The sequence below is a fragment of the Pseudomonas sp. genome (genome assembly GCF_051660785.1).
Lineage (GTDB): Bacteria > Pseudomonadota > Gammaproteobacteria > Pseudomonadales > Pseudomonadaceae > Aquipseudomonas.
This window is the reverse complement of the sequence record NZ_JBOFQE010000103.1, coordinates 1-20,360: the sequence shown is the minus strand read 5'-3', so window position 1 is coordinate 20,360 and position 20,360 is coordinate 1. Positions and strand designations below refer to the sequence as shown.

Sequence of the window (20,360 nt, the reverse complement as noted above, 5' to 3'; positions counted from 1 at the left end):
CGTTAACGTCGCACAGCCCCTTGTTTGGGGGCTGTCGATGGACGAACGCAAGGAAGATCAGTGGCTGGCAACAAGGATATCCCCAGGGTTAAAAACCCACCGTCCGGCGACGGACATCACGTCACTCACCGCTTCATGACGTCCACCGAACTGGCCAAGCGGGACGCCCGACAAAGCGCTTACGATGCAATGCTCGCGAGGCAAGAAGCCTTCGAGCGCAGTCGTGAGATCGCCCCCAAAAGGGACGAATCGGTTCGTGCCGGATGCGTCTTCGCCAAGTCCTGCAACCTGCCGGACGCCATCATTGATTACTCGAATCCTTCGGGCATGGTGCCCACCGACAGCCTCAAGGACTACGGGGAAGTCGCCTGGCTCGGCGCCCGTGAAGCAGACGATGCCGGGCTGCTGAATCTCGAAACCGTCAGCGGCTCAACCCTTTCACTCGGAATCGGCAGACTCTCACTCCGTGCCCCGGCGCTCGCTGCTCCGGCCGTCGCACTCGGCGCTGCTGGGACCACCGCATTGGCCGGGCTGGCCGCGCTGTTCTGGACGCCAAGCCTGGGCGACAGCGCGCTTTATACCGAAGATCAGTTGCGCGGCCTGAAACAGGCCAGGACCCGTGTTCGCCTGCGAGTTGAGCAACAGCCTGACGGCAGTCTCAAGGGATACGGGTTTTACACCGGTAAGAACCGTGGCTGGGAAATGGTTGATGTAGTGCAGTTCAGCTTGCGCGGCAGTCAGCAGGTGGCGGAACTGGGGGATGGGGTTGAGCTGATCTGGACACCGGCTGTGGATGGGTCGGACATCCTTGGGATTCCAGCGTTGGAAGCTGCGCCGCAAGCGCCGCATATTTGGGTGTATCCGCCGACGAAGGCTGCTGACAGCATTATCGTGAATCCGGTTTATCCGCCTGAGTACAAGGATTTCATTCTTGTGTTTCCGGCGAATTCCGGCGTCAGACCGTTATACGTAGTGATCGCAAAGCCTTTCAACGTTGACCATCGATATCACACACCGCCTAAATCTTTGCCAGCATTCCCCGATGCCATTCCCGTCCGGACCAAAGGCAATCGAAAACGTTGGGAAAGCAAAAAGCGGATTTATGAGTGGGATTACCAACATGGCGCCGTCGAAATCTACAACTGGGTGGGAGATCACTTGGGGGAGTTCAATGCCGAAACGGGCGAACAGACCGATGATGCGAAACCTGAAAGGCGAACTTACACAAAGTAATGATGAGGAACAAAAATGATATTTATTTTACTCACTGGTTTTTTCCCCGAACCGAATCCCATCAATTCATTGCAGTACGAAAAGGATGTGCCAAAAGCCTTAGAGACAGCAGTGCTGAATGTAATGGGCTGGTCTACTTTGTGGGATGTCCCGGTGGGTGAGCACCAACTTTCCCTCGACCAATCCAGAGAAATCATGGGCTTAGTGGGTACTCCCTTTAGGGGAGATTTGGTGTACTACATGGGACTTTGTAACAACGATTGATTGAATCGGACAACACTGAAAGCTCCAGACACAAAAACCCCGACCAGTTCACCTGATCGGGGTTTTCTCTTACCGCTCGTTCCCGCTTAATGCGAAACGCGGCTAGTCCCATCAACAGTAGCAATCCGCACCCGCTCGCCGACACGGAACACTTCGTTCTCCTGAACCTGCTGCACATAGGCGCGCATGCTGCCGTCGTCTTCGCGAACGGTGATTTCGACGCCCTGGGTGCGGGTCAGGCCTTCTTCGGTGGCCGAACCGAGCAGGCCGCCGGCGACTGCGCCGATGACTGCAGCGACGATGCTGCCGCGACCACCGCCGATGGCGCTACCACCGACACCGCCGACCACTGCGCCCGCTGCGCCGCCGATCGGGGTCTTGGTGCCTTCGATTTTCACCGGACGCAGGGATTCGATGGTGCCCATGCGAACGGTCTGCACACGACGCGCTTCGTCACGGGAGTAGGAGTCACCGGTCAGGCTCGATTGGCAGCCGGTGAGCAACATCGCCATCGTGGAAAAGGAAGCAACCAGCAGAACAGACTTACGCATAGCATCAACTCCAAAGGACAGGTATTCATTAAACTCCGCAGCTTGACGCCTGTCACGGCATCGCCCGGATAAAAATGCTTTCATTCAGGCCCGGTACAGGCGCCTCGGACTCACCACACAGTAGCGGCAAACTGAAAAATCTGCGCCACTGTCCCAAGGATTTTCATGGATTACTTCATCATTGTCGTCACCACTGTCGCCGGTTTGTACTTCCACTGGTGGCTGTACGTGCGGATCAAACGCTGGATGGACCGTGATCTGGCGTTGGCACTGGCGGGTAAAGACGAGCAGAAAAAAGCGTTCATGCTCGAGCAACTGGCCAGCGCTCAGGCGCAGAAGATCAAGCGCCGCGACCTGCCCCAGTGGCTTGAAGCCGCTGCGGCGGGCTATCCCGATCGGTAGACTGCTTAAGGTGCCAGACGTTCAAGAATCCAGTCGGCGCCTTGCGAGCGGTAGTTAAGGCGATCGTGCAGGCGGCTCGGACGGCCTTGCCAGAACTCGATGCGCTCGGGGAGCAAGCGGTAACCGCCCCAGTGCTCCGGACAATGCGGTTGTGTATCGCTGAAACGTTGCTCGGTGTTCTTGAGCAGCGCTTCCAGTTCCGCACGATCGGCGATCACCCGACTCTGGGGCGAAGCCCAGGCACCGAGGCGACTGCCCAGCGGGCGGACCTGAAAATAGGCGTCAGACTCTTCAGCCGTAACCTTTACCACCCGACCTTCGATGCGCACCTGACGCTCCAGGGTCGGCCAGAAAAACGTCATGGCAGCGAACGGGTTCGCCGCCAGATGCTGGCCTTTGGCGCTGTCGTAGTTGGTGAAGAAAGTGAAACCCTCCTCGTCCAGGCCCTTGAGCAGCAGAATGCGGCAATGCGGTCGACCGTCCTGGTCGACCGTGGCCAGGGTCATGGCATTGGCCTCCACCGGCGGTTGCTCGGTTTTCACCGCGTCGGCAAACCACTGATGGAACAGCCCGAACGGCTCGGCCGGGGCCTGCGCCTCGGTCAGGCCATCACGGGTGTAGTCACGACGCATATCAGCCAGGCCCTGGGTCATGGCGCATTCCTTTTGGTTAACGAATTACTTTTTGTCTGCATCGGCGGCAACGACTTTCTTGTCAGCTGCGGCGGCTTTGGCTGGCGTCGTTTTTTTCGCAGGCGTTGCAGTTTTAGCCGGCGCTTTCTTGGCTGGAGCCTTGGCTGCTTTCTTGGCCGGGGCTTTTTTCGCGGCAGGGACATCCGCTTTCTTCGCGGCTGGCGCAGGAGTAACCGGCTTGACCACTGGCTTGACGTCTTGGGCAGCGACCAACTTCACTGGCGCCGGAGCCGGCATGTTGTACTTGCTCAGCAACGCGACCATGGTGTTCTGCGGAGTCACCAGCAATTCCACACGACGGTTCAAGGCACGGCCTTCATTGCTGTCGTTGGCAGCACGCGGGGCTTCACCACCCATGCCGCGCAGCATCAGACGATCACGCTGCAAACCGCTGAGGCGGAAGATCGCGGCCACGGATTGTGCCCGTTCCTGGCTCAGCTTGACGTTGGCCGGTGCGGCGCCCGAGGTATCGCTGTGACCCAGTACCAATACGGCGGTTTTTGGATCGACTTCAAGGATTTTCGCAACGCGAGTGAACGGGCCGAGGGTCACCGGCAGCAACATGGCCGGACGGTCCGGGTTGAACGAGCCTTCGACCGGAGCGATAACCACCAACACGTTTTCACGGCGCTCAAGTTTCAGGTTGCTGTCCTTGATCGCTTCGCGCAGGCGCGGCTCGTAATCGTCGAGCCAGGCTTGGGTGACTTTAGGATCCGGCATCGGCACGGCCTTGGCGGTCGGTTGTTCTTTACCACCGAACGGCCACCACCACTTGCCACCCGCATCCGCTTCAGCCTTGGCCACTTCGGCAGGCTTGGCGGCTTCAACAGGCTTGGCCTCAGCTTTCACTTCCGGCTTTTTATCGAGCACTTCCTCGGAACCGAACGGCCAATACCATGGATTGGAGCTTTCAGCCTTGGCCACAGGAGCGGTGACGGCAGGTTTCAGCGCAGCGGGTGCCGGGGCGGGTGCCGGGGCGGAATCTTTGGCGGCGACTTTGTCGGAGGAGCCGAACGGCCACCAGCTGCTGCCATCCGAATCATTTTGTGGGGTCTGTGCACAACCGGTGACAGCGACGCACAGGGCCAAGGCAAGGGTGGTTTTATTGAATGACATTGGATATCCACAAAAATGAAGTCATAAAAAATCAGGCCGGCGTGACCCGGATAAACAGACGCTTGGAAACCATAAAGGCCTTCGGGTTCCGGCTCTGGAACCCGAGAATGCGTTTTACAGACAAGTGGCCAGTACTCGCGCAAGCTTCTGCGCGCGCGGATCCATCAAGACGTACGGCCCCAGGGTATTTGTCACAAAACCGAAGGCCACGTCGTGTTCCGGGTCAGCGAAACCGATGGAGCCGCCAGCGCCCGGATGGCCGAATGCCCTTGGGCCGAGGCCGTAGGTCGCATTCGGAACGTCCGGTTGATCGAGCATGCAACCCAGGCCGAAACGGGTCCGGGTCAATAAAGTCTTGTCGTCGCCCAAGCTGTGTTCGCGAGTCAGCTCCTCGAGCATTTCGCTTTCCAGCAGGCTGCCGTCAAGCAGACCGGCATAGAAACCAGCGAGGCTACGGGCGTTACCGTGGCCATTGGCGGCGGGTTGTTGCATCCGGCGCCACTCTGGTTTGTTGGTGCTGGTCATGATCGACGGCGGGTTGGTGAACGCCCGGGTGGTCATGGCGGTTGGTTCACGCATGGTCACTTGCAGCAAGCGTTGCGCCGCGGCATCGCCAACGTTGCCCTTGCCACGGGCGATGTGCGCCACGCGGTGGAACTCTTCGTCGGCCAGGCCTACATGGAAATCCAGCCCCAAAGGCTTCGCGACCCGCGCCACAATCGAGGCGCCGGGCCCACGACCGTCGGCACGGCGTAACAGCTCGCCCACCAGCCAGCCATAAGTGATCGCCGCATAACCGTGGCCTTCGCCCGGTGTCCACCATGGTGTTTCGGCGGCCAGGGCATCGACCATGGTGTGCCAGTCGTAAAGCGCTTCCGGCGCCAGCAACTCGCGCAGCGCCGGTAGGCCGGCCTGATGGCAGAGCAATTGGCGCAAGGTCACGGATTCTTTGCCTGCGGCGGCGAATTCAGGCCAGTAGCGCGCAACCGGGGCGTCCAGTTGCAGCTTGCCTTCGGCCACCAGTTGCAGGGCCGTGACGGCGGTGAAGGTCTTGGTGCAGGAGAACAGGTTGGCGATGGTGTCGCTGTGCCAGGCTTCGAGGCCATCCTTGTCGGAGGTACCGGCCCACAGGTCGAGGACCGTTTCGCCACCGACCCGGATGCACAACGCCGCGCCACGTTCCTGAGGATCGTCGAACAGCGCCGCGAACGCTTCGCGTACTGCTTCGAACTTAAGCTCGTAATGACCCTGAATCTGCACCCGCAACTCCCCGAATTCAACAAAGTGGTCCGCATTGTTCCAGCCCTTGGGGGATTTGGGAACACGTGCGGGCTGGGCGGTCGGTTGCCCATGGATTGGATCAGATATCTGTGGCGCCTTGGCGGACGCCATCGCGAGCAGGCTCGCTCCCACAATGGTCCAGCGTGAACCTGTGGGAGCGAGCCGGCTCCGGGCGGCGATCCGACGATGAACGATTACGCGGTCTGACAGGACTCAGTGGCCATTGGCAGAATGCCCGCCCGCATGGCCGGCACCTTGGCCCGTACCTTTGCCAGCGTCAGCCTTTCGTCCGCCCTCGGCTGCATGGCTGGCTTTATCCGCTTCAGTCCTCGCCTTCTCGGCCTCTTTACCCAACTGATCGACGGTCGCCAGGTTGCTCTTGCGCACGCTGTCGACGAAGCCCTGGAAAGGCAGATCGGTGATGCCTACGAGACCAAAATGACCGTTCTCGCCATCCAGCAGGCGACCGGTCACGGGTTGATCGAGGTATTGAAACCAGTGCACGCCAACAATCGACGGTTCGCTCAATGCTTGCTTGAGGAAGTTGGCATACGCCGGCCCACGGTCTTCTTCCTTGGCCAGTTGCGTCACGCCGCCCCAGAACGGGCCCCGATCGGCGGAGCCGAAGTTGAACTCGGTGATCAGCACCGGTTTGTCCAGGCCGCGCAATTTGGCGAAGTCATAGCCGTCCTGCGGTTTCAGGGTATACATGTTGAAACTCACCACGTCGCAATATTGCGCGCAGGACTCCACGGCTTCCGGGGTGCTGATGGCAAAGCGACCGCCCAGCAACAGCTGGTTCGGCGCGTGCCACTTGAGCGAATCGGAAAGGGTCTTGAAGTAGGTATCGGCGAAGACCTTCTGGAAGTATTTGAAGTCAGCCTCGATTTCCGGGTGTGCGGCATTCGGCAGGGGCGGCACGAAGCCCGGATCTTCCATCAACTCCCAGGCAGGCAAGTCAATGCCCCACGCCTTGGAAAGACCGGCCTGGTTGCGGTACTTGTCGCGCAATTGCTTGAGGAACGCCCGTTTGGCCGGCACGTCGGTGGTCATTTTCAAGGTGCCATACGCCAGTGCGTAACGGGCTTTCGGATCGTCGCCGGGGCCAGCCCAGGCCAGCTCGTTGTCGGCGAAGTAACCGATCAGCCAAGGATCGTCGCGATGATCGCGGGCGGCGATCGCCACGGCGCGTTCGGTGGCCATGGCGAAACGCGGGTCGAACGGGTCGGGCATGCCGCCCCACCAATCGGTGCCGGTGCTGATGCTGGCGTAATCGCCGACGATCGACAGCGGCAATGTGTACGGCACACGGTCAGCATTGGCCAGCGCCGGGGCGCTCCAGTTGCCGACGGTGTTGAAACCCCAGGCTTGCAGGCGATCCAGGGTGTGGTGGGTCCAGCGTTTTTCATCAACCACCGCTTTGCAAGGTTCGGCGGGGGCTTGCTCAACAGCTTTCGCGGCGGAGGCTTCGACTGCACCGGTCTTGGCGGCTTCGGCGACACCGGATTCGGCAGTCGTTGGCGCGACAGGTTGCTCGGCGGCCTTTTCGGCGGTGGCCTCGACCGCATCGGCTTTGGCCGCTTCGGCGACGCCTGCCTTGGTATCGCTGCCCAGCGTGCAAGGTTCGCCATACAGGCGCTGCAAGTTGGCGCCGTAGAAGTCGTACCAGCGCCCGGCGTTATAGCCTCGGCCCTGATCGGCGCCATTGCCACCACGGTTGTCGCCTTCGCCATAATGGCTGGCCAGCGGTTCGTCCGGTTTTGGCAGGGATTCGAACATCCACTCGCGACCGGCGATGTAGGTCTGGTTGACGTCCGGGGTCACGGTGTTGACCCCCAGCGAATAGAACGGATGCCCTTCCGGGGTCACCAGATACCAGCGACCGTCACGCTTTTCAGTGCGGAAAAAACCGCTGGCCTTGAACACAGGGCCTTTATTCAAGCCGCCGAACTTGTCCAGGGACAACTTCTGGCGCTCAGCGAGCCACGTGTTGGTTTGTTGCTGTTCCTTGGCGGCGGCGCTTTTCAGTTGCTCATCGCTACCGACCTTTTCCGGCCATTTGGCCCGGGTCGATTGACCGTAGGTGTCCACCAGACCGCCATAAGCCGCCTTGGTCACCGCTTCACCGTCCTGCACGCCGAAGCGCTCAAGCAAGATACTTTGAGCCACTTTCGGCTGATCCATCGACAACGTGACCGACACCACCTGACTGCGGTCCAGCTCACCGGCGCTGCTGGCCAGCAACACGCGTTGACCGTCAAACGTCATCGGCATCGGCGGTCCGGCCTTCATGCCCTGGCTCAGCGGCGAACTCGGCTGCAGTGGCACCAGCAGGGTCTGCGCCGGTCCGGCCGGCAAATCGACACGACTGATCAGCGTCTTGCCATCGTTGCTCTGGATTTTCACGTACAGGGTCACGGCCCAGTCCATCGCGCTCTGGATGCGCAAGCTCATCACACCTGACTGCGACCAGTCCCAGGCGCCGGTTTGCGGGGTGAGGCGCAAGGTCGGTTGCGCCACGGGGTTGAACGTCACCCGACGCAGCACTTCGCCTTCGGCCGTTTGCTCCGCGTTGGATTGCGGCAGGCTGGCATCCTGAGTCGCCACCTGGACCACATCGGCGGGGCGCACAAAATTGAACAGCGTTTGCTGGCCGGCAGGGGCTGCCAGCAACGGGGCTGCGAACATCAGGGCAAAAACAGCAGGCAACGAACGGCGAATCATAGGAACGTGGTTCTCCCTAACGACCCTAATGGGCCAATGGAAAAGCGGTGGCTGAAAGATAGACAACGCGGCGGGCTAAAAAGCCCACCGGTGTTTCAGGAAATTTCGCGACGGAATGGCGGCAATGCGTTGAGGATCGCTTTGCCGTAACGCTGGGTGACCAGGCGCCGATCCAGCAGGGTGATGGTGCCGCGGTCTTCTTCGGTGCGCAGCAAGCGACCGCAGGCCTGGACCAGTTTCAGCGAGGCATCCGGCACGGAGATTTCCATGAACGGATTACCGCCACGGGCTTCGATCCATTCCGCCAGCGCCGCCTCGACCGGGTCATCGGGCACCGAGAACGGAATCTTCGCGATTACCACATGCTCGCAATACGCGCCGGGCAAGTCGACCCCTTCGGCAAAACTCGCCAGACCGAACAGCACGCTGGAGTCTCCGCCATCAACCCGCGCCTTGTGCTTGTTCAGGGTTTCCTGCTTCGACAGGTTGCCTTGAATGAACACTTGCTTGCGCCAGTCACGGTCGAGGCCGTCGAACACGTCCTGCATCTGTTTGCGGGAGGAGAACAGCACCAGGGTGCCCCGCGAACCTTCCACCAGTTGTGGCAGATCACGAATGATCGCCGCGGTGTGAGCCGGCGCATCACGCGGGTCGGCTTTCAGGTCCGGCACCCGCAACACACCGGCGTCGGCGTGATGGAAGGGGCTCGGGACCACGGCGGTCACGGCTTTTTTCGGTAGGCCGGCGCGCATACGAAAACGGTCGAACGTGCCGAGTGCGGTCAGGGTAGCCGAGGTCACCAGCGCGCCGTAGGCCACGTTCCACAGATTGCGCCGGAGCATCTCCGCCGCGAGGATCGGGCTGGCGTTGACCTCGATGTCGAACAACGAGCCGCTTTCGGCCAGGGTCAGCCAACGGGCCATGGGCGGGTTGTCTTCCGGGTCCTCGGCGGTGAATGCGACCCACAACTCCCAGTTGCCCGAAGAGCGCGACAACAGGCTGCCGAACAGCGGATACCACTCTTCGGCCTGGTTGCTGGCGATGCCGATGTTGACCTCGCCATCCATGCCTTCCTTGAGCAGTTCAGTGAGCCGGGTGAACAGGTCGGTCAGACGGGCGAAGCCCTTCTTCAACTCGACGCCCATTTCGCGCATGTGCTCGGGAATCACCCCGCCGACGAAGCGATGACGCGGCCGCTCGCGACCTTCGACATCTTCGCCGGGTTTGAAATCGGCGACCTGCTCGCAGGCGGTGAACATGAACTGCTGCTGGGTCTTGATCTCGCGGGCCAGTTCCGGCACCTGCTCGATCAACTTGCCCAGATCACCCGGCAGCGGATGCTGGGCCAGCAATTTGGTGAGGTTCTTGGCGGTGGTTTCCAGCCAGTCAGCGGTGGAGCGCAGGCGCGTGTAATGGGCGAAGTGGCCGATCGCCTTGTCCGGCAGGTGGTGGCCTTCGTCGAACACATAGATGGTGTCGCGCGGATCCGGCAGTACGGCACCGCCGCCCAATGCCAGATCGGCCAGGACCATGTCGTGGTTGGTGACGATCACGTCAACCTTGCCCATACCTTCGCGGGCCTTGTAGAAGGCGCACTGGCCGAAGTTCGGGCAATGACGGTTGGTGCATTGGCTGTGATCGGTGGTCAGGCGCGCCCAGTCGGCGTCTTCCAGGGCGGTGGACCAACTGTCGCGGTCGCCGTCCCATTTATTGCCGGCCAACTTCTCGATCATGCTGGTAAACAGCTTCTGGCTGGCCTCATCGACTTCGATCTTGAAACCTTCTTCTTCAAACAGCTGCGCCGTGGCGGTTTGCGCGTGCCCCTCCTGGAGCAACATGTCGAGCTTGGACAGGCACATGTAGCGCCCGCGGCCCTTGGCCAGGGCGAAGCTGAAATTCAGCCCGCTGTTGCGCATCAGGTCGGGCAGATCCTTGTAGACGATCTGCTCTTGCAGGGCCACGGTGGCCGTGGCAATCACCAGGCGTTTGCCGGCCGCCTTGGCGGTGGGGATCGCCGCCAGGCTGTAGGCCACGGTTTTACCGGTACCGGTGCCGGCTTCCACCGCGACAATCGCGGGGTCGCCACTGCGCCGGCCTTCGTCGTCGGTGTCGATGTCACCGAGGACTTTGGCAATTTCGGCGATCATCAGGCGTTGGCCGTAGCGCGGTTTGAGGCTCTTGGCCTCTAGAAAACGCGAGTAGGCGCCCTGGATCGTGGTTTTGAGTTCAGTGCTGATCATGGATTGTCGGGCGCAAAAAACGCTGGATAAATTTTCAGTGGTTCGGTTCGGCGGCTATCATACCGCGCTAATTAATCCCGCGCAGAACGGAGTACCCCAATGACACCTTTTGGCATCGTTTACACCCTGCATGTCCTGTCCGCCCTGGTGTGGGTCGGCGGCATGTTTTTCGCCTGGATGGTCTTGCGGCCCGCGGCGATGAAGGCCCTGGAAGGTCCGGCTCGGTTAAAGCTGTGGGTGGAAGTGTTTCAAGGTTTTTTCCGCTGGGTCTGGGTGGCGGTGGTGCTATTGCCGATCAGCGGCGTGGGGATGATTCATTTGCAGTACGCCGGGTTTGAAATGGCGCCGCGTTATGTGCAGGTCATGATGGGGTTGTATGTGGTGATGACGGCGCTGTTTATCCGGATTCAGGCATTGCTGCTGCCGGAGTTGCGCACGGCGGTGACGGCGCAGGATTGGCCGACCGGGGCTGCGACGCTGGGGAAGATTCGTAAATTGGTGGGGATCAACCTGATTGTCGGGTTGGTGCTGGTGGCGATTGCTGCGGCCAGACCGATGTTCTAAAGCCCCGCAGCCTTTGTGGCGAGGGGACTTGTCGGAATGCCGCATCACCCCGTTCGGCTGCGAAGCAGTCGTAAAACCTGTGAGTGCGGTGTATTTGTAGAAATGATGGGGACCGCTGCGCGCTCCAACGGGGACAAGTCCCCTCGCCACAAAGTCCCCTCACCACATAGTTCTTGGTCGTTCTTAGAGGCGCTGTACGGTTACCGCACCCGATGCACCCGCTGGCCCCGGCTGTCCGTCAACGCCTGGACGACCGCTTTTGCCGCCATCGGCCTCGTAAACGAAGCAGCCCTTGGCCTTGCCGCCGGCACCCGGCTTGCCGCCAGGCCCTGCAATGCCACCGGCACCGCCCGCCACTTGAACCTTGATCCGATCCGCCGGGAAATCACGTGGCACTTCCAGCCTGACCAACGCACCGGGTGCGCCCGGCTGGCCATCACTGCCATTGCTGCCATCGGCACCGCGCCCCGCCTGGCCCCAGGTGCAACCCGGTGCCTGACCGTTGGCCCCGTCGAGGCCGACAAAACCTGGCGCGCCCGCACCACCGCGAGCGTCTACCGACAACTGCGGTGCATTCAGTGCCTTGATCTGCAGATTCAGATTGCGTCCCGAGCGGGCGGCCTTTAGGTAAGTTCCTGGCGCCCCGCGAGCCGTGATCTGGCTGCCTTCGGACAACTCGGCACGGCTGACTTTCAGTTCCAGTGCCAGTTCACTCGGCACGATGGCGATCCGCGCCTCGCGCCCCAGATGCAATTCGCCGACGGTCACTTCAGTCACGTTCGACGGGATCAACAAGGTGCCGTAATCGGCGACTTCCAGGCGTTCAAGCTGCAAGGTGCTGGCGGTATTGGGCAAGCGCATCAACGAATTGGTTTCGACACTGACCACCTGAGCGCAGGCCAATGGGCTGATGAGTGCAGCGAGCAGACAGAGTTTACGCATGGGAAGCCTTCGATGCGGTCGGAGCCGGGAGGGTTTGCAGGTGGAATACGCCGAAAAACAGGATCTTCAAGCGATCACGCCAAGGGTGGGCGCGCCCCCTGAGGCTGCGGAAACAGAACACCGCCTCAAGCAGATGAAGGGACGCCAACACGCCGCCGGCCAGGTCGACCATCTGGTGCAGCGGATTCACGAACGGCATCAGCAGATTGACCAGCACCACCAGCCAGAACAGCAGGGTCAACAACTTCCCCAGCCCCCAGATCACCTTCATACGCCCCCCATTGAGAATTATTCTTTGCGCGCACAGTAACGGCTTCCGCGAGGGATAAGCCAGAGGGCAACAGAAAAATCTTCATGAAGGCTGCCGAATGGCCGTCGGATCAACCGCAATCGTTGTCCGACGGCTCTAGTTCGGGGCTTAGCGATTAATGTGCAACTCGACCCGACGGTTTTTCGCGCGTCCTTCATCCGTTTCGTTATCAGCGACCGGCTGACTTTCGCCCTTGCCCTCGCTGGTGAGTTTGTTCGGTGCCAGACCCTGGCTCAACAGATAGGCGGCCACGCTGCTGGCGCGGCGCTCCGAGAGCGCCTGGTTGTATTCATCCGAACCCACGCTGTCGGTATGGCCGATCACCTTGATGCTCACCACATCGGCGTTTTGCAGTTTGTCCATCAGCGCATCCAGCTGGCTCTGCGCGGAGGAAGTCAGGTCAGACTTGTTGAAGGCAAACAGTACGTCGCCGGGCAGGGTGATGACTTCGGGTTGCACCACTTCGACAGGTTTGACCCTGGCCGGATATTGCGGCAGTGGACAACCATGATGTTCGACAGGCGTGTTGGCGGGCGTATCGGGGCAGCGATCACGCCGATCAAAAACGCCGTCGTCGTCCTCATCGCCATCCTGGGCGTAACAGATCAAGCCACCGGTCAAGATACCGAGCGCTGCTCCACCGCCTGCCCAGCCGGCACTTTCAATCGCGCCCAGGCCTCCGCCGACCAGTCCGCCGATGACGCTGCAGATTGGCCAGGTACGTTGATTGAGGGGGGCAGTGCCATCGCTGTGAGTTGCGCAACCGGTCAACAGGCTGCCTATTAGCAGAACCGGCAAGACGGTCCGTGTGAGAACGCTCATATGGAAAGCTCCTGTGTCACCGGCCCATACCGGTTACACAGGAGTAAAGACCCGCATCCGCGACTGCACAAGCCGCGGAGCGGATGGGGCCTAGCGGTTGATTTTGATTTCCGTGCGGCGGTTCAACGCACGGCCGTCAGCAGTTTTGTTATCGGCAACCGGCTGGCTTTCACCGGCACCGGCTACAGACACGAAGCTGCTGCGTGGCACGCCTTGGGAAATCAGGTATTCCACCACCGAGTGCGCGCGACGGTCCGACAGTTTCTGGTTGTAGGCATCACTGCCCACGCTGTCGGTGTGACCGGTCACGGTCAACTGCGCAGTGCTGGCTTCCTGCTTCAGGCGAGTAGCGATTGTGTTGAGTACATCTTTATCGGAAGGCGTGAGCGTGGCTTTGTCGAACTGGAAGTGAACATCGCGGATGACGATGACTTCTTCCTTGACCACCACGGCCTCTTCGACCACTGGCGCAGGCACCGGTGGAGGGCAACCGTCGGCATCGACCTGCACGCCTCTAGGCGTACCCGGGCACTTGTCGCGGCTATCCGGCACACCATCGCCGTCTTCGTCTCCATCACCGTGAACCCAGCAATAGGCCGCTGCCGTGCCGCCGACCAGCAGCGCGCCATACCCCGCCCATGCCGAACTCTCGGTCGCGCCGAGACCCGCACCAACGACACCACCGACCGCCGCACAGGTCGGCCAGTCGGTTTTCTGCAAACCTGCGCAACCAGTCAACACACTGGTTAGCAGAACCAAGGGTAATGCTGTCCGAACTATGCTCATCTAGGTTTCTCCTGAGGGATCGGCTTAGAACCGATTCAGGGAGTAAAGACCGGAGTTTTAATCTCCGCCAGCAATAGGCCATTGCTGTTTTGCCCCATGTTCACGGCAGATCGCCGCTTTTAAGGCAAACCCGCTCTAGGCCCGGACGTTTGGGCAGGCTAGTCTTGGTGCTCTGATTGAGGATCTCTGATGATTGCAGGTATTTCTTCGCGCACGCCACAGCAGGCGTTGGCCGCTTTACTTGATCGATACGCCCCCGCGCGCCTGTTGTTAATCGGCGCCAGCGAATTTCCCGCACTTGCGGCATTCAAGCTCGCGCATCCGGATTGTTGCGTCGCCCTTGCTGAGCCCGGGCCGCTGCCAGCCGAACTGGCGGCGCGTCGCTTTGATCTTGCACTGGTGGTCGATTGCCTTGAACACCTGCCAAAGCGCGACGGTCTGAATTTGTTAGGCGGGATACGCAACCTCAACGCCAGTCGCATTGCGGTGCTGGCGGATTTGCCGGCCTGCGGTTGGCAAGAGACGGATTTTTTCTCCCTGGCCTTGCAGGCCAGTGAACGCTTCCAGCGCGAAGACCAAGTGCTGACATTGTTCACCTACGATCTGCTTGACTATAAACAGGTGCCCGACTGGCTCAATTCACGATTCTGGGCCAATCCGGAAAACTTCGGGAAATATTGGTGGTAATGCAATGAGTACATCCATTTGCCCTTGCGGCAGCGGCACCCTGCTTGATGCCTGCTGCGGCCATTACCATGCCGGGCATCCGGCGCCGTGTGCCGAAGCCTTGATGCGCTCGCGCTACAGCGCCTACGTGCTGGGGCTGATCGACTATCTGGTGGCGACCACCCTGCCCGCCCAACAGACCGGCCTGGATCGTCAGTCCATCACTGACTGGAGTGCGCAAAGCACCTGGCTGGGCCTGGAAGTGGAAAGCTCCGAGGTATTCGGCGGACAGCCGGAACACGCGTTCGTCACGTTCACCGCACGCTGGCATGACGGTAGCGGTGAACACAGCCATCGTGAGCGCTCCTCGTTCGTGCAGAACGCCGGGCACTGGTATTTCATCGACCCCACCGTGCAACTCAAGGCCGGACGCAACGATGCCTGCCCGTGTGCCAGCGGGCAGAAATTCAAGAAGTGTTGTGCGGGGTATTTCGGCAGTTGAGGTGATCCCTGTAGCCCGCTGGCGAAGCCTGCCCGCCCCGTAGGAGCGAGGCTTGCCCGCGAAGAACGATCACGCGATACCCCTGAAGGATCGGGGGGACCTTCTTCGCGGGCAAGCCTCGCTCCTACAAGGAGACGTCACCATGACCACCCAGCGGCGCGTGTTACAGATGCTTACCCTGCTCCTGTTTCTCGGGCTCGGCGGCTGCGCCTCCTGGTTCGGTGACGATCTGCCCGATCCGCAAGTGCATCTGGTCAAGGTCGAAGTGGTCCGAGCCAAGTTGATGGAGCAGAAATTCATCCTGCATTTTCGCGTCGACAACCCCAACGACAGCGACCTTACGGTGCGCGGCCTCGAATACCGCATTCACCTGGGCGACATGCTGCTGGCCGAAGGCGAGCATGAACACTGGTTTACCGTCGGCCCCAAACGCAGTGCCTATTTCAAGGTGCCGATCCGCACCAACCTGTGGCCCAAGGTGCGGGACGTGGTGAAAATGCTGAAAAAACCTGATCAGCAGATCCCCTATAGGCTGGAAGGTGAAATGGAAACCGGTTTATTCATCGCGCACTACGTGCACCTGGCGCGCAATGGCGTGATAATCCCCGCCGATTTAATTCCGGAGCAAAACCGATGACCCAGCAACCCCATGTCCATGGCCCTGACTGCAACCACGATCATGATCATCACGACCACCATGATCACGACCATGGCCATGTCCACGGCCCGAACTGCGGCCACGCCCACCAGGAACCGGTGCGCAACGCCCTGAAAGACGTCGGCCGCAACGACCCTTGCCCGTGCGGCAACGGCAAGAAATTCAAGAAGTGCCACGGCGCTTGATGCTTCGGGCGAAGAGCGTCTTCGCCGGTTGAATCGCCATCGCGAGCAGGCTCTACGTCGTACATAGAACCAATGTGGGAGCGAGCCTGCTCGCGATGACGTCGGCACATTCACCATCAATGTGTCAGTTACACCGCCATCGTCGGAACGCCGCCCGGAGCAGGCTCGCTCCCACAGGGATTGTCAGTCAGCGTTCAAGATGCGAGCGGTGCTGACCACCGTCGCATATTCCCCGTGCAAATTCCCCAGCGACATCGCATGCACTTCCTCTGCTGAATGCGCAGTGCCAAAATAATCGGCCTTGTCGAACGTAAAGCACGCATCCTCCGCCACCCACGCGTCAAACCCCAGATTCCCCGCCGTTCGTGCCGTGGACTCCACCGAGTTGTGGGTCGCAACACCAACAATGATCAACTGCTCGATCCGCGCCTCTCGCAAACTCGCCTCCAGCCCCGTCGCACAAAACGCATCCGGCACCTGTTTGGAAATCAACTGCTCGCCGGCCATCGGCTGGAAACGTTCCTGAATCTCCACCCCCGCCTGTAGCGGCCAGAACACTGAATCCGGTGAGCGGGACAGGTGCTGCACATGAATCACCGGCCGCCCGGTTTGCCGCCAATGCCCCAACAAATCGAGAATCCTCTCTTCGGCCTGAGGATTATTTCGACGACCGAGTCTGGGATGCAGGATGCCTTTTTGTTGGTCGATGATGATCAGTGCTGCGTTGGTCTTAAGCTCCATGCCGACTTTTCTCACACGAGGTCATTGAATTTCACGCACTTCAGCATCACCTCCTCTTACAGACAAGCCATCGAATGCAAACAGGACGACCTGATGCTCGCGGTCGCTGTCCGACCCTATCGACGAATCTTGATGTGGAGCACTTCATGATCGACCTGTATTACTGGACCACCCCCAATGGCCACAAAATCTCGATTTTCCTGGAAGAAGCCGGCCTGCCGTACAACGTGCACCCGATCAACATCAGCCAGAACGAGCAGTTCCAGCCGCACTTTCTGAAAATCTCCCCGAACAACAGAATCCCGGCCATCGTCGACCATGAGCCTGTTGATGGTGGTGAACCGCTGTCGGTGTTCGAGTCGGGGGCGATTTTGCTGTACCTGGCGGAGAAGACCGGCCAGTTTCTGCCCAAAGACCTGCGCGGTCGCCAACAAGCGCTGCAATGGTTGTTCTGGCAGATGGGCGGCCTGGGGCCGATGGCCGGGCAAAATCATCACTTCAGCCAGTTCGCGCCCGAGAAAATCCCTTACGCGATCAAGCGCTATATCGATGAAACCGCCCGCCTGTACGGGGTTTTGGACAAGCAACTGGCCAACAATGAATTTGTCGCCGGCAGCGAGTACAGCATTGCCGACATGGCGATTTACCCGTGGATCGTTTCCCACAAATGGCAGAGTCAGAACCTTGAGGATTTCCCGAACGTGCTGCGCTGGTTCAACCACATCCAGAACCGTCCGGCGACGGTGAAGGCGTATGCCCTGGCGGCCAAGGTCAACCCACCAAAACCCTGACCCCGACGCCAACTCTGTGGCGAGGGGATTTATCCCCGTTCGGCTGCGAAGCAGTCGTGAATCCGGCAACTCGGTCTGTGAATGGATTCTGGGGCCGCTTCGCGACCCAACGGGGATAAATCCCCTCGCCACAAATGTGGAGGCCCGCGCTTATGTGAGCAGTATTACGACTTGGAATTGTGGTTTATCGGACAAATCCTGAAATAACCTGATACCCCGCTTGCGCGCCCTCCTCCTGCTCTCTAACGTAGCGCCTTTATTGCGCCTCTACCCCCGCAGGAGCTTTGCCATGGCCTCGCCAGCCCTTACACATTTTCTTCCCCGGTTCGGCGTTGCCGCAGCAGTGGCCGGTGTTTTGAGCCTGACCGGTTGTCAGACCTGGAACACCCAGGACACCCTCCCGCCAACCACCGGCGTACAGCCGCTCAAGGGTCTGGCGCAGAACGTTTCGGTGCGCCGCAATGCCATGGGCATGCCGCTGATCGAAAGCAACAGCTTCCACGACGCGTTGTTCGCCCTCGGCTACGTCCACGCCAGCGACCGCATCACGCAAATGGTCACCCTGCGCTTGCTGGCCCAGGGCCGTTTGTCGGAGATGTCCGGTTCGGACCTGCTGGACGCCGACCGCTACATGCGCGCCGTCAACCTGAAGAAAAGCGCCGGCGAGCTATATAAAGCGTCGTCGCCGCGTCTTAAACGTTTCTTCGAAGTCTATGCGCGTGGCGTCAACGCCTACCTGTTCCGCTACCGCGACAAGCTGCCGGCCGATCTCATGGCCACCGGTTACAAGCCTGAATACTGGCAACCGGAAGATTCGGCGCTGATTTTCTGCCTGTTGAATTTCAGCCAGTCCGCCAACCTGCCGGAAGAAATTGCTGCGCTGATGCTGGCCCAGACCGTCACCACCGACAAACTCGGCTGGTTGACGCCGTCCGCGCCCGACGAAAAACTGCCGCTGGCCGAAGCCGAGAAACTTCAGGGCATCAAGCTCAATGGCGCCATCCCGGGCCTGGCCGAGATCAACAAAGCCACCGGACAACTGTCCGACCTGAATCTGTTGGGCGCCACCTCATCGAACAACTGGGCCATCGGCCCGCAACGCAGCCGCAGTGGCAAAAGCCTGCTGGCCAGCGACAGCCATAGCCCGTTGGGCGTGCCGTCGTTGTTCAGCTACGTGCAGATTCGCGCGCCTAAATACCAGGCCTCTGGCGTGACGATTGCCGGTTTGCCTATGGTGCTCGGCGGTTTCAACGGCAAAGTGGCGTGGAGCATGACCTCGGTCATGGGCGACAACCAGGACCTGTTCTTGGAAAAAATCAAACGCCAGGGCAACGGTCTGACGTATGAAGTCGGCGGCAAATGGCAGCCGGCAATCGTGCGCAACGAAACCTACTTCGTCAAAGGCCAGCGGCCGATTCGCGAAGTCGTGTACGAAACCCGCCACGGCCCACTGCTCAACAGCGCCCAGGGCACGACACTGGCCAATGGTTTCGGCCTGGCCTTGCAAACGCCGACCTTCACCGACGACAAAACCCTGGACGCGTTTTTCGACCTGTCCAGGGCGCAGAACGTCGAGAAAGCCTCGGACGCCAGCCGTGAAATCCGCGCCATCGCCCTGAACCTGGTGTTCGCCGACGCCAGCAACATCGGCTGGCAAGTCACCGGGCGTTACCCGAACCGTCGCGAAGGCGAAGGCCTGCTGCCGTCGCCCGGCTGGGAAGGTCGCTACGACTGGGACGGTTACGCCGACCCGATGCTGCACCCGTACGACCAGGACCCGGCCCAAGGCTGGCTCGGCACCGCCAACCAGCGGGTCATTCCCCATGGCTACGGCATGCAGTTGTCTAATTCCTGGTCGGCACCTGAGCGTGGCGAGCGCCTCGCAGAGCTGGCGGGCGTGGGCAAACACGACACGCGCAGCGTGATTGCGATGCAATACGACCAGACCACGACGTTCGCCGCCAAACTGAAGAAAATGTTTGAAGCTCCGGGCATGTCCCAGCCGCTCAAACAGGCCATCGAAGCGCTGCCGGTGGCCGATCGCGGCAAGGCACGCGAGGCGTTTACCCGCTTGATGGCGTTCGACGGCAAACTCAGCCCGACCTCCGCGGATGCGGCGATCTACGAGCTGTTCCTGCAGGAAAGCACCAAGCAAATCTTCCTCGATGAACTGGGCCCGGAAAGCAGCCCGGCGTGGAAAGCCTTTATCGCCAACGGTAAGTTGTCCTACGCCGCGCAAGCCGATCACTTGCTGGGCCGTGAGGACAGTCCGTTCTGGGATGACGCTCGCACGCCACAGAAAGAAGACAAACCGGCGATCCTCGCCCGCAGTCTGGCGTCTGCGATCAGCGCCGGCGACAGCCAATTGGGTGGCGATCACAAAGCCTGGCAGTGGGGCAAATTGCACCGCTATGAATGGAAGAATGCCGCCGGCCAGACCGTTCGCGGTCCATTGGCGGCAGGGGGCGATCACACGACGCTGAACACGGCGGCATTCACCTGGGGTCAGGATTTCAACACCACGCTGGCACCCGCCATGCGCTTTATCGTTGATTTCAGCCAGGCGGAACCGTTGATGGGGCAGAACAGCACCGGCCAGTCCGGCAACCCGGCGAGCCCGCATTATCTCGACAGCATTGATCCATGGCTGAAAGGGCAATACATGAGTTTGCCGATGCAACCGCAGAACTTTGACAAGGTGTACGGCAAGACGCGGTTGACCCTGACGCCCGGCAAGTAAGGTCACACTGCTCCAATGTGGGAGCTAGCTGTGATCTCTCTGTAGGTTGTTCACTCGGGGCTTTTCCGGGAAATTGGAGGTGCGAACCAAACCAAGTACCTGGAGGCCCCGAGTGAACACTCATAAAAATGCCCGATTAACCGTTTCTGG

The 20,360-nt window shown here is 60.4% G+C and carries 21 protein-coding genes; 10 read left to right on the top strand and 11 right to left on the bottom strand.

Going from position 1 to position 20,360, the window contains the following annotated elements; genetic code table 11:
- Nucleotides 1-60: 60 nt before the first annotated feature.
- Together ACRC4F_RS29155 and ACRC4F_RS29150 are read left to right on the top strand one after the other, a co-directional pair.
- Nucleotides 61-1,233 carry an S-type pyocin domain-containing protein gene (locus tag ACRC4F_RS29155; RefSeq protein WP_438662408.1) on the top strand — a complete coding sequence of 391 codons (1,173 nt, stop codon included), beginning with the start codon at nt 61-63 and terminating at the stop codon, nt 1,231-1,233.
- Nucleotides 1,234-1,248: 15 nt separating this feature from the next.
- Nucleotides 1,249-1,497, top strand: coding sequence for a pyocin S6 family toxin immunity protein (locus ACRC4F_RS29150; protein WP_438662407.1), 249 nt, complete (start codon nt 1,249-1,251; stop codon nt 1,495-1,497).
- Between the two features lie 86 nt (nt 1,498-1,583).
- Here ACRC4F_RS29150 and ACRC4F_RS29145 read toward each other — a convergent pair whose 3' ends face one another.
- Entirely contained in the window at nt 1,584-2,048 is a 465-nt protein-coding gene (locus ACRC4F_RS29145) for a glycine zipper 2TM domain-containing protein (RefSeq protein WP_282482013.1), read from the bottom strand.
- Between the two features lie 165 nt (nt 2,049-2,213).
- Here ACRC4F_RS29145 and ACRC4F_RS29140 point away from each other — a divergent pair, with 165 nt between their 5' ends.
- Complete coding sequence (locus ACRC4F_RS29140; RefSeq protein WP_077749569.1) at nt 2,214-2,450, top strand: hypothetical protein; 237 nt, start codon at nt 2,214-2,216, stop codon at nt 2,448-2,450.
- Between the two features lie 5 nt (nt 2,451-2,455).
- On the opposite strand, the gene pdxH is transcribed toward ACRC4F_RS29140, so the two are convergent.
- The 5 genes from pdxH to dinG form a co-directional block, all read right to left on the bottom strand.
- A complete protein-coding gene (gene pdxH, locus ACRC4F_RS29135) occupies nt 2,456-3,103 on the bottom strand; it encodes a pyridoxamine 5'-phosphate oxidase (protein WP_438662406.1) in 648 nt (215 codons plus the stop codon).
- A 24-nt stretch (nt 3,104-3,127) separates the two neighbouring features.
- Entirely contained in the window at nt 3,128-4,258 is a 1,131-nt protein-coding gene (locus ACRC4F_RS29130; RefSeq protein WP_438662405.1) for an OmpA family protein, read from the bottom strand.
- Between the two features lie 114 nt (nt 4,259-4,372).
- A complete protein-coding gene (locus ACRC4F_RS29125) occupies nt 4,373-5,518 on the bottom strand; it encodes a serine hydrolase domain-containing protein (RefSeq protein WP_438662414.1) in 1,146 nt (381 codons plus the stop codon).
- A gap of 234 nt (nt 5,519-5,752) precedes the next feature.
- Nucleotides 5,753-8,263 carry a beta-galactosidase gene (locus ACRC4F_RS29120; protein WP_438662404.1) on the bottom strand — a complete coding sequence of 837 codons (2,511 nt, stop codon included), beginning with the start codon at nt 8,261-8,263 and terminating at the stop codon, nt 5,753-5,755.
- A gap of 95 nt (nt 8,264-8,358) precedes the next feature.
- Nucleotides 8,359-10,503: an ATP-dependent DNA helicase DinG gene (dinG, locus tag ACRC4F_RS29115; RefSeq protein WP_027925648.1), complete on the bottom strand. Its 2,145-nt coding sequence runs from the start codon at nt 10,501-10,503 to the stop codon at nt 8,359-8,361.
- A 99-nt stretch (nt 10,504-10,602) separates the two neighbouring features.
- Here dinG and ACRC4F_RS29110 point away from each other — a divergent pair, with 99 nt between their 5' ends.
- A complete protein-coding gene (locus ACRC4F_RS29110; RefSeq protein ID WP_438662403.1) occupies nt 10,603-11,067 on the top strand; it encodes a CopD family protein in 465 nt (154 codons plus the stop codon).
- Between the two features lie 183 nt (nt 11,068-11,250).
- Here ACRC4F_RS29110 and ACRC4F_RS29105 read toward each other — a convergent pair whose 3' ends face one another.
- From ACRC4F_RS29105 to ACRC4F_RS29090, 4 genes are all read right to left on the bottom strand, one after another.
- Nucleotides 11,251-12,009 (bottom strand): collagen-like triple helix repeat-containing protein, encoded by a 759-nt coding sequence (locus ACRC4F_RS29105; protein ID WP_438662402.1) that lies wholly within the window; start codon nt 12,007-12,009, stop codon nt 11,251-11,253.
- On the bottom strand, nt 12,002-12,280 hold the full coding sequence (locus tag ACRC4F_RS29100; RefSeq protein ID WP_438662401.1) for a DUF1145 domain-containing protein: 279 nt from the start codon (nt 12,278-12,280) through the stop codon (nt 12,002-12,004). Before ACRC4F_RS29100 ends, ACRC4F_RS29105 begins: the two co-directional genes overlap by 8 nt.
- A gap of 147 nt (nt 12,281-12,427) precedes the next feature.
- On the bottom strand, nt 12,428-13,141 hold the full coding sequence (locus tag ACRC4F_RS29095) for an OmpA family protein (protein WP_438662400.1): 714 nt from the start codon (nt 13,139-13,141) through the stop codon (nt 12,428-12,430).
- A 90-nt stretch (nt 13,142-13,231) separates the two neighbouring features.
- Nucleotides 13,232-13,927, bottom strand: coding sequence for an OmpA family protein (locus tag ACRC4F_RS29090; protein ID WP_438662399.1), 696 nt, complete (start codon nt 13,925-13,927; stop codon nt 13,232-13,234).
- Between the two features lie 189 nt (nt 13,928-14,116).
- On the opposite strand from ACRC4F_RS29090, the gene ACRC4F_RS29085 reads away from it, so the two are divergent.
- The 4 genes from ACRC4F_RS29085 (at nt 14,117) to ACRC4F_RS29070 (ending at nt 15,938) form a co-directional block, all read left to right on the top strand.
- The gene (locus ACRC4F_RS29085; RefSeq protein WP_438662398.1) at nt 14,117-14,614 is read left to right on the top strand and encodes a DUF6231 family protein; all 498 of its coding nucleotides are present in this window, start codon (nt 14,117-14,119) and stop codon (nt 14,612-14,614) included.
- Between the two features lie 4 nt (nt 14,615-14,618).
- Nucleotides 14,619-15,095: a YchJ family protein gene (locus ACRC4F_RS29080; protein WP_438662397.1), complete on the top strand. Its 477-nt coding sequence runs from the start codon at nt 14,619-14,621 to the stop codon at nt 15,093-15,095.
- A gap of 142 nt (nt 15,096-15,237) precedes the next feature.
- Nucleotides 15,238-15,732 (top strand): LEA type 2 family protein, encoded by a 495-nt coding sequence (locus tag ACRC4F_RS29075; RefSeq protein WP_438662396.1) that lies wholly within the window; start codon nt 15,238-15,240, stop codon nt 15,730-15,732.
- Entirely contained in the window at nt 15,729-15,938 is a 210-nt protein-coding gene (locus ACRC4F_RS29070; RefSeq protein ID WP_007906737.1) for an SEC-C metal-binding domain-containing protein, read from the top strand. The genes ACRC4F_RS29075 and ACRC4F_RS29070 overlap by 4 nt, the downstream gene beginning before the upstream one ends.
- Before the next feature lie 183 nt (nt 15,939-16,121).
- Here ACRC4F_RS29070 and ACRC4F_RS29065 read toward each other — a convergent pair whose 3' ends face one another.
- Nucleotides 16,122-16,679, bottom strand: coding sequence for a cysteine hydrolase family protein (locus ACRC4F_RS29065; RefSeq protein ID WP_438662395.1), 558 nt, complete (start codon nt 16,677-16,679; stop codon nt 16,122-16,124).
- Nucleotides 16,680-16,825: 146 nt separating this feature from the next.
- Here ACRC4F_RS29065 and ACRC4F_RS29060 point away from each other — a divergent pair, with 146 nt between their 5' ends.
- Both ACRC4F_RS29060 and ACRC4F_RS29055 read left to right on the top strand, forming a co-directional pair.
- The gene (locus ACRC4F_RS29060; protein ID WP_438662394.1) at nt 16,826-17,470 is read left to right on the top strand and encodes a glutathione binding-like protein; all 645 of its coding nucleotides are present in this window, start codon (nt 16,826-16,828) and stop codon (nt 17,468-17,470) included.
- A 289-nt stretch (nt 17,471-17,759) separates the two neighbouring features.
- Nucleotides 17,760-20,210, top strand: a complete 2,451-nt coding sequence (locus ACRC4F_RS29055) for a penicillin acylase family protein (protein ID WP_438662393.1) — start codon at nt 17,760-17,762, stop codon at nt 20,208-20,210.
- Nucleotides 20,211-20,360: the final 150 nt, after the last annotated feature.

What these genes read in the sequence shown, in the direction of transcription:
- ACRC4F_RS29150 (WP_438662407.1), top strand. Translation starts at nt 1,249, where the DNA reads ATGATATTTATTTTACTCACTGGTTTTTTCCCCGAACCGAATCCCATC.
- ACRC4F_RS29145 (WP_282482013.1), bottom strand. Translation starts at nt 2,048, where the DNA reads ATGCGTAAGTCTGTTCTGCTGGTTGCTTCCTTTTCCACGATGGCGATG.
- ACRC4F_RS29140 (WP_077749569.1), top strand. Translation starts at nt 2,214, where the DNA reads ATGGATTACTTCATCATTGTCGTCACCACTGTCGCCGGTTTGTACTTC.
- pdxH (WP_438662406.1), bottom strand. Translation starts at nt 3,103, where the DNA reads ATGACCCAGGGCCTGGCTGATATGCGTCGTGACTACACCCGTGATGGC.
- ACRC4F_RS29130 (WP_438662405.1), bottom strand. Translation starts at nt 4,258, where the DNA reads ATGTCATTCAATAAAACCACCCTTGCCTTGGCCCTGTGCGTCGCTGTC.
- ACRC4F_RS29120 (WP_438662404.1), bottom strand. Translation starts at nt 8,263, where the DNA reads ATGATTCGCCGTTCGTTGCCTGCTGTTTTTGCCCTGATGTTCGCAGCC.
- dinG (WP_027925648.1), bottom strand. Translation starts at nt 10,503, where the DNA reads ATGATCAGCACTGAACTCAAAACCACGATCCAGGGCGCCTACTCGCGT.
- ACRC4F_RS29110 (WP_438662403.1), top strand. Translation starts at nt 10,603, where the DNA reads ATGACACCTTTTGGCATCGTTTACACCCTGCATGTCCTGTCCGCCCTG.
- ACRC4F_RS29105 (WP_438662402.1), bottom strand. Translation starts at nt 12,009, where the DNA reads ATGCGTAAACTCTGTCTGCTCGCTGCACTCATCAGCCCATTGGCCTGC.
- ACRC4F_RS29100 (WP_438662401.1), bottom strand. Translation starts at nt 12,280, where the DNA reads ATGAAGGTGATCTGGGGGCTGGGGAAGTTGTTGACCCTGCTGTTCTGG.
- ACRC4F_RS29095 (WP_438662400.1), bottom strand. Translation starts at nt 13,141, where the DNA reads ATGAGCGTTCTCACACGGACCGTCTTGCCGGTTCTGCTAATAGGCAGC.
- ACRC4F_RS29090 (WP_438662399.1), bottom strand. Translation starts at nt 13,927, where the DNA reads ATGAGCATAGTTCGGACAGCATTACCCTTGGTTCTGCTAACCAGTGTG.
- ACRC4F_RS29085 (WP_438662398.1), top strand. Translation starts at nt 14,117, where the DNA reads ATGATTGCAGGTATTTCTTCGCGCACGCCACAGCAGGCGTTGGCCGCT.
- ACRC4F_RS29080 (WP_438662397.1), top strand. Translation starts at nt 14,619, where the DNA reads ATGAGTACATCCATTTGCCCTTGCGGCAGCGGCACCCTGCTTGATGCC.
- ACRC4F_RS29075 (WP_438662396.1), top strand. Translation starts at nt 15,238, where the DNA reads ATGACCACCCAGCGGCGCGTGTTACAGATGCTTACCCTGCTCCTGTTT.
- ACRC4F_RS29070 (WP_007906737.1), top strand. Translation starts at nt 15,729, where the DNA reads ATGACCCAGCAACCCCATGTCCATGGCCCTGACTGCAACCACGATCAT.
- ACRC4F_RS29065 (WP_438662395.1), bottom strand. Translation starts at nt 16,679, where the DNA reads ATGGAGCTTAAGACCAACGCAGCACTGATCATCATCGACCAACAAAAA.
- ACRC4F_RS29060 (WP_438662394.1), top strand. Translation starts at nt 16,826, where the DNA reads ATGATCGACCTGTATTACTGGACCACCCCCAATGGCCACAAAATCTCG.
- ACRC4F_RS29055 (WP_438662393.1), top strand. Translation starts at nt 17,760, where the DNA reads ATGGCCTCGCCAGCCCTTACACATTTTCTTCCCCGGTTCGGCGTTGCC.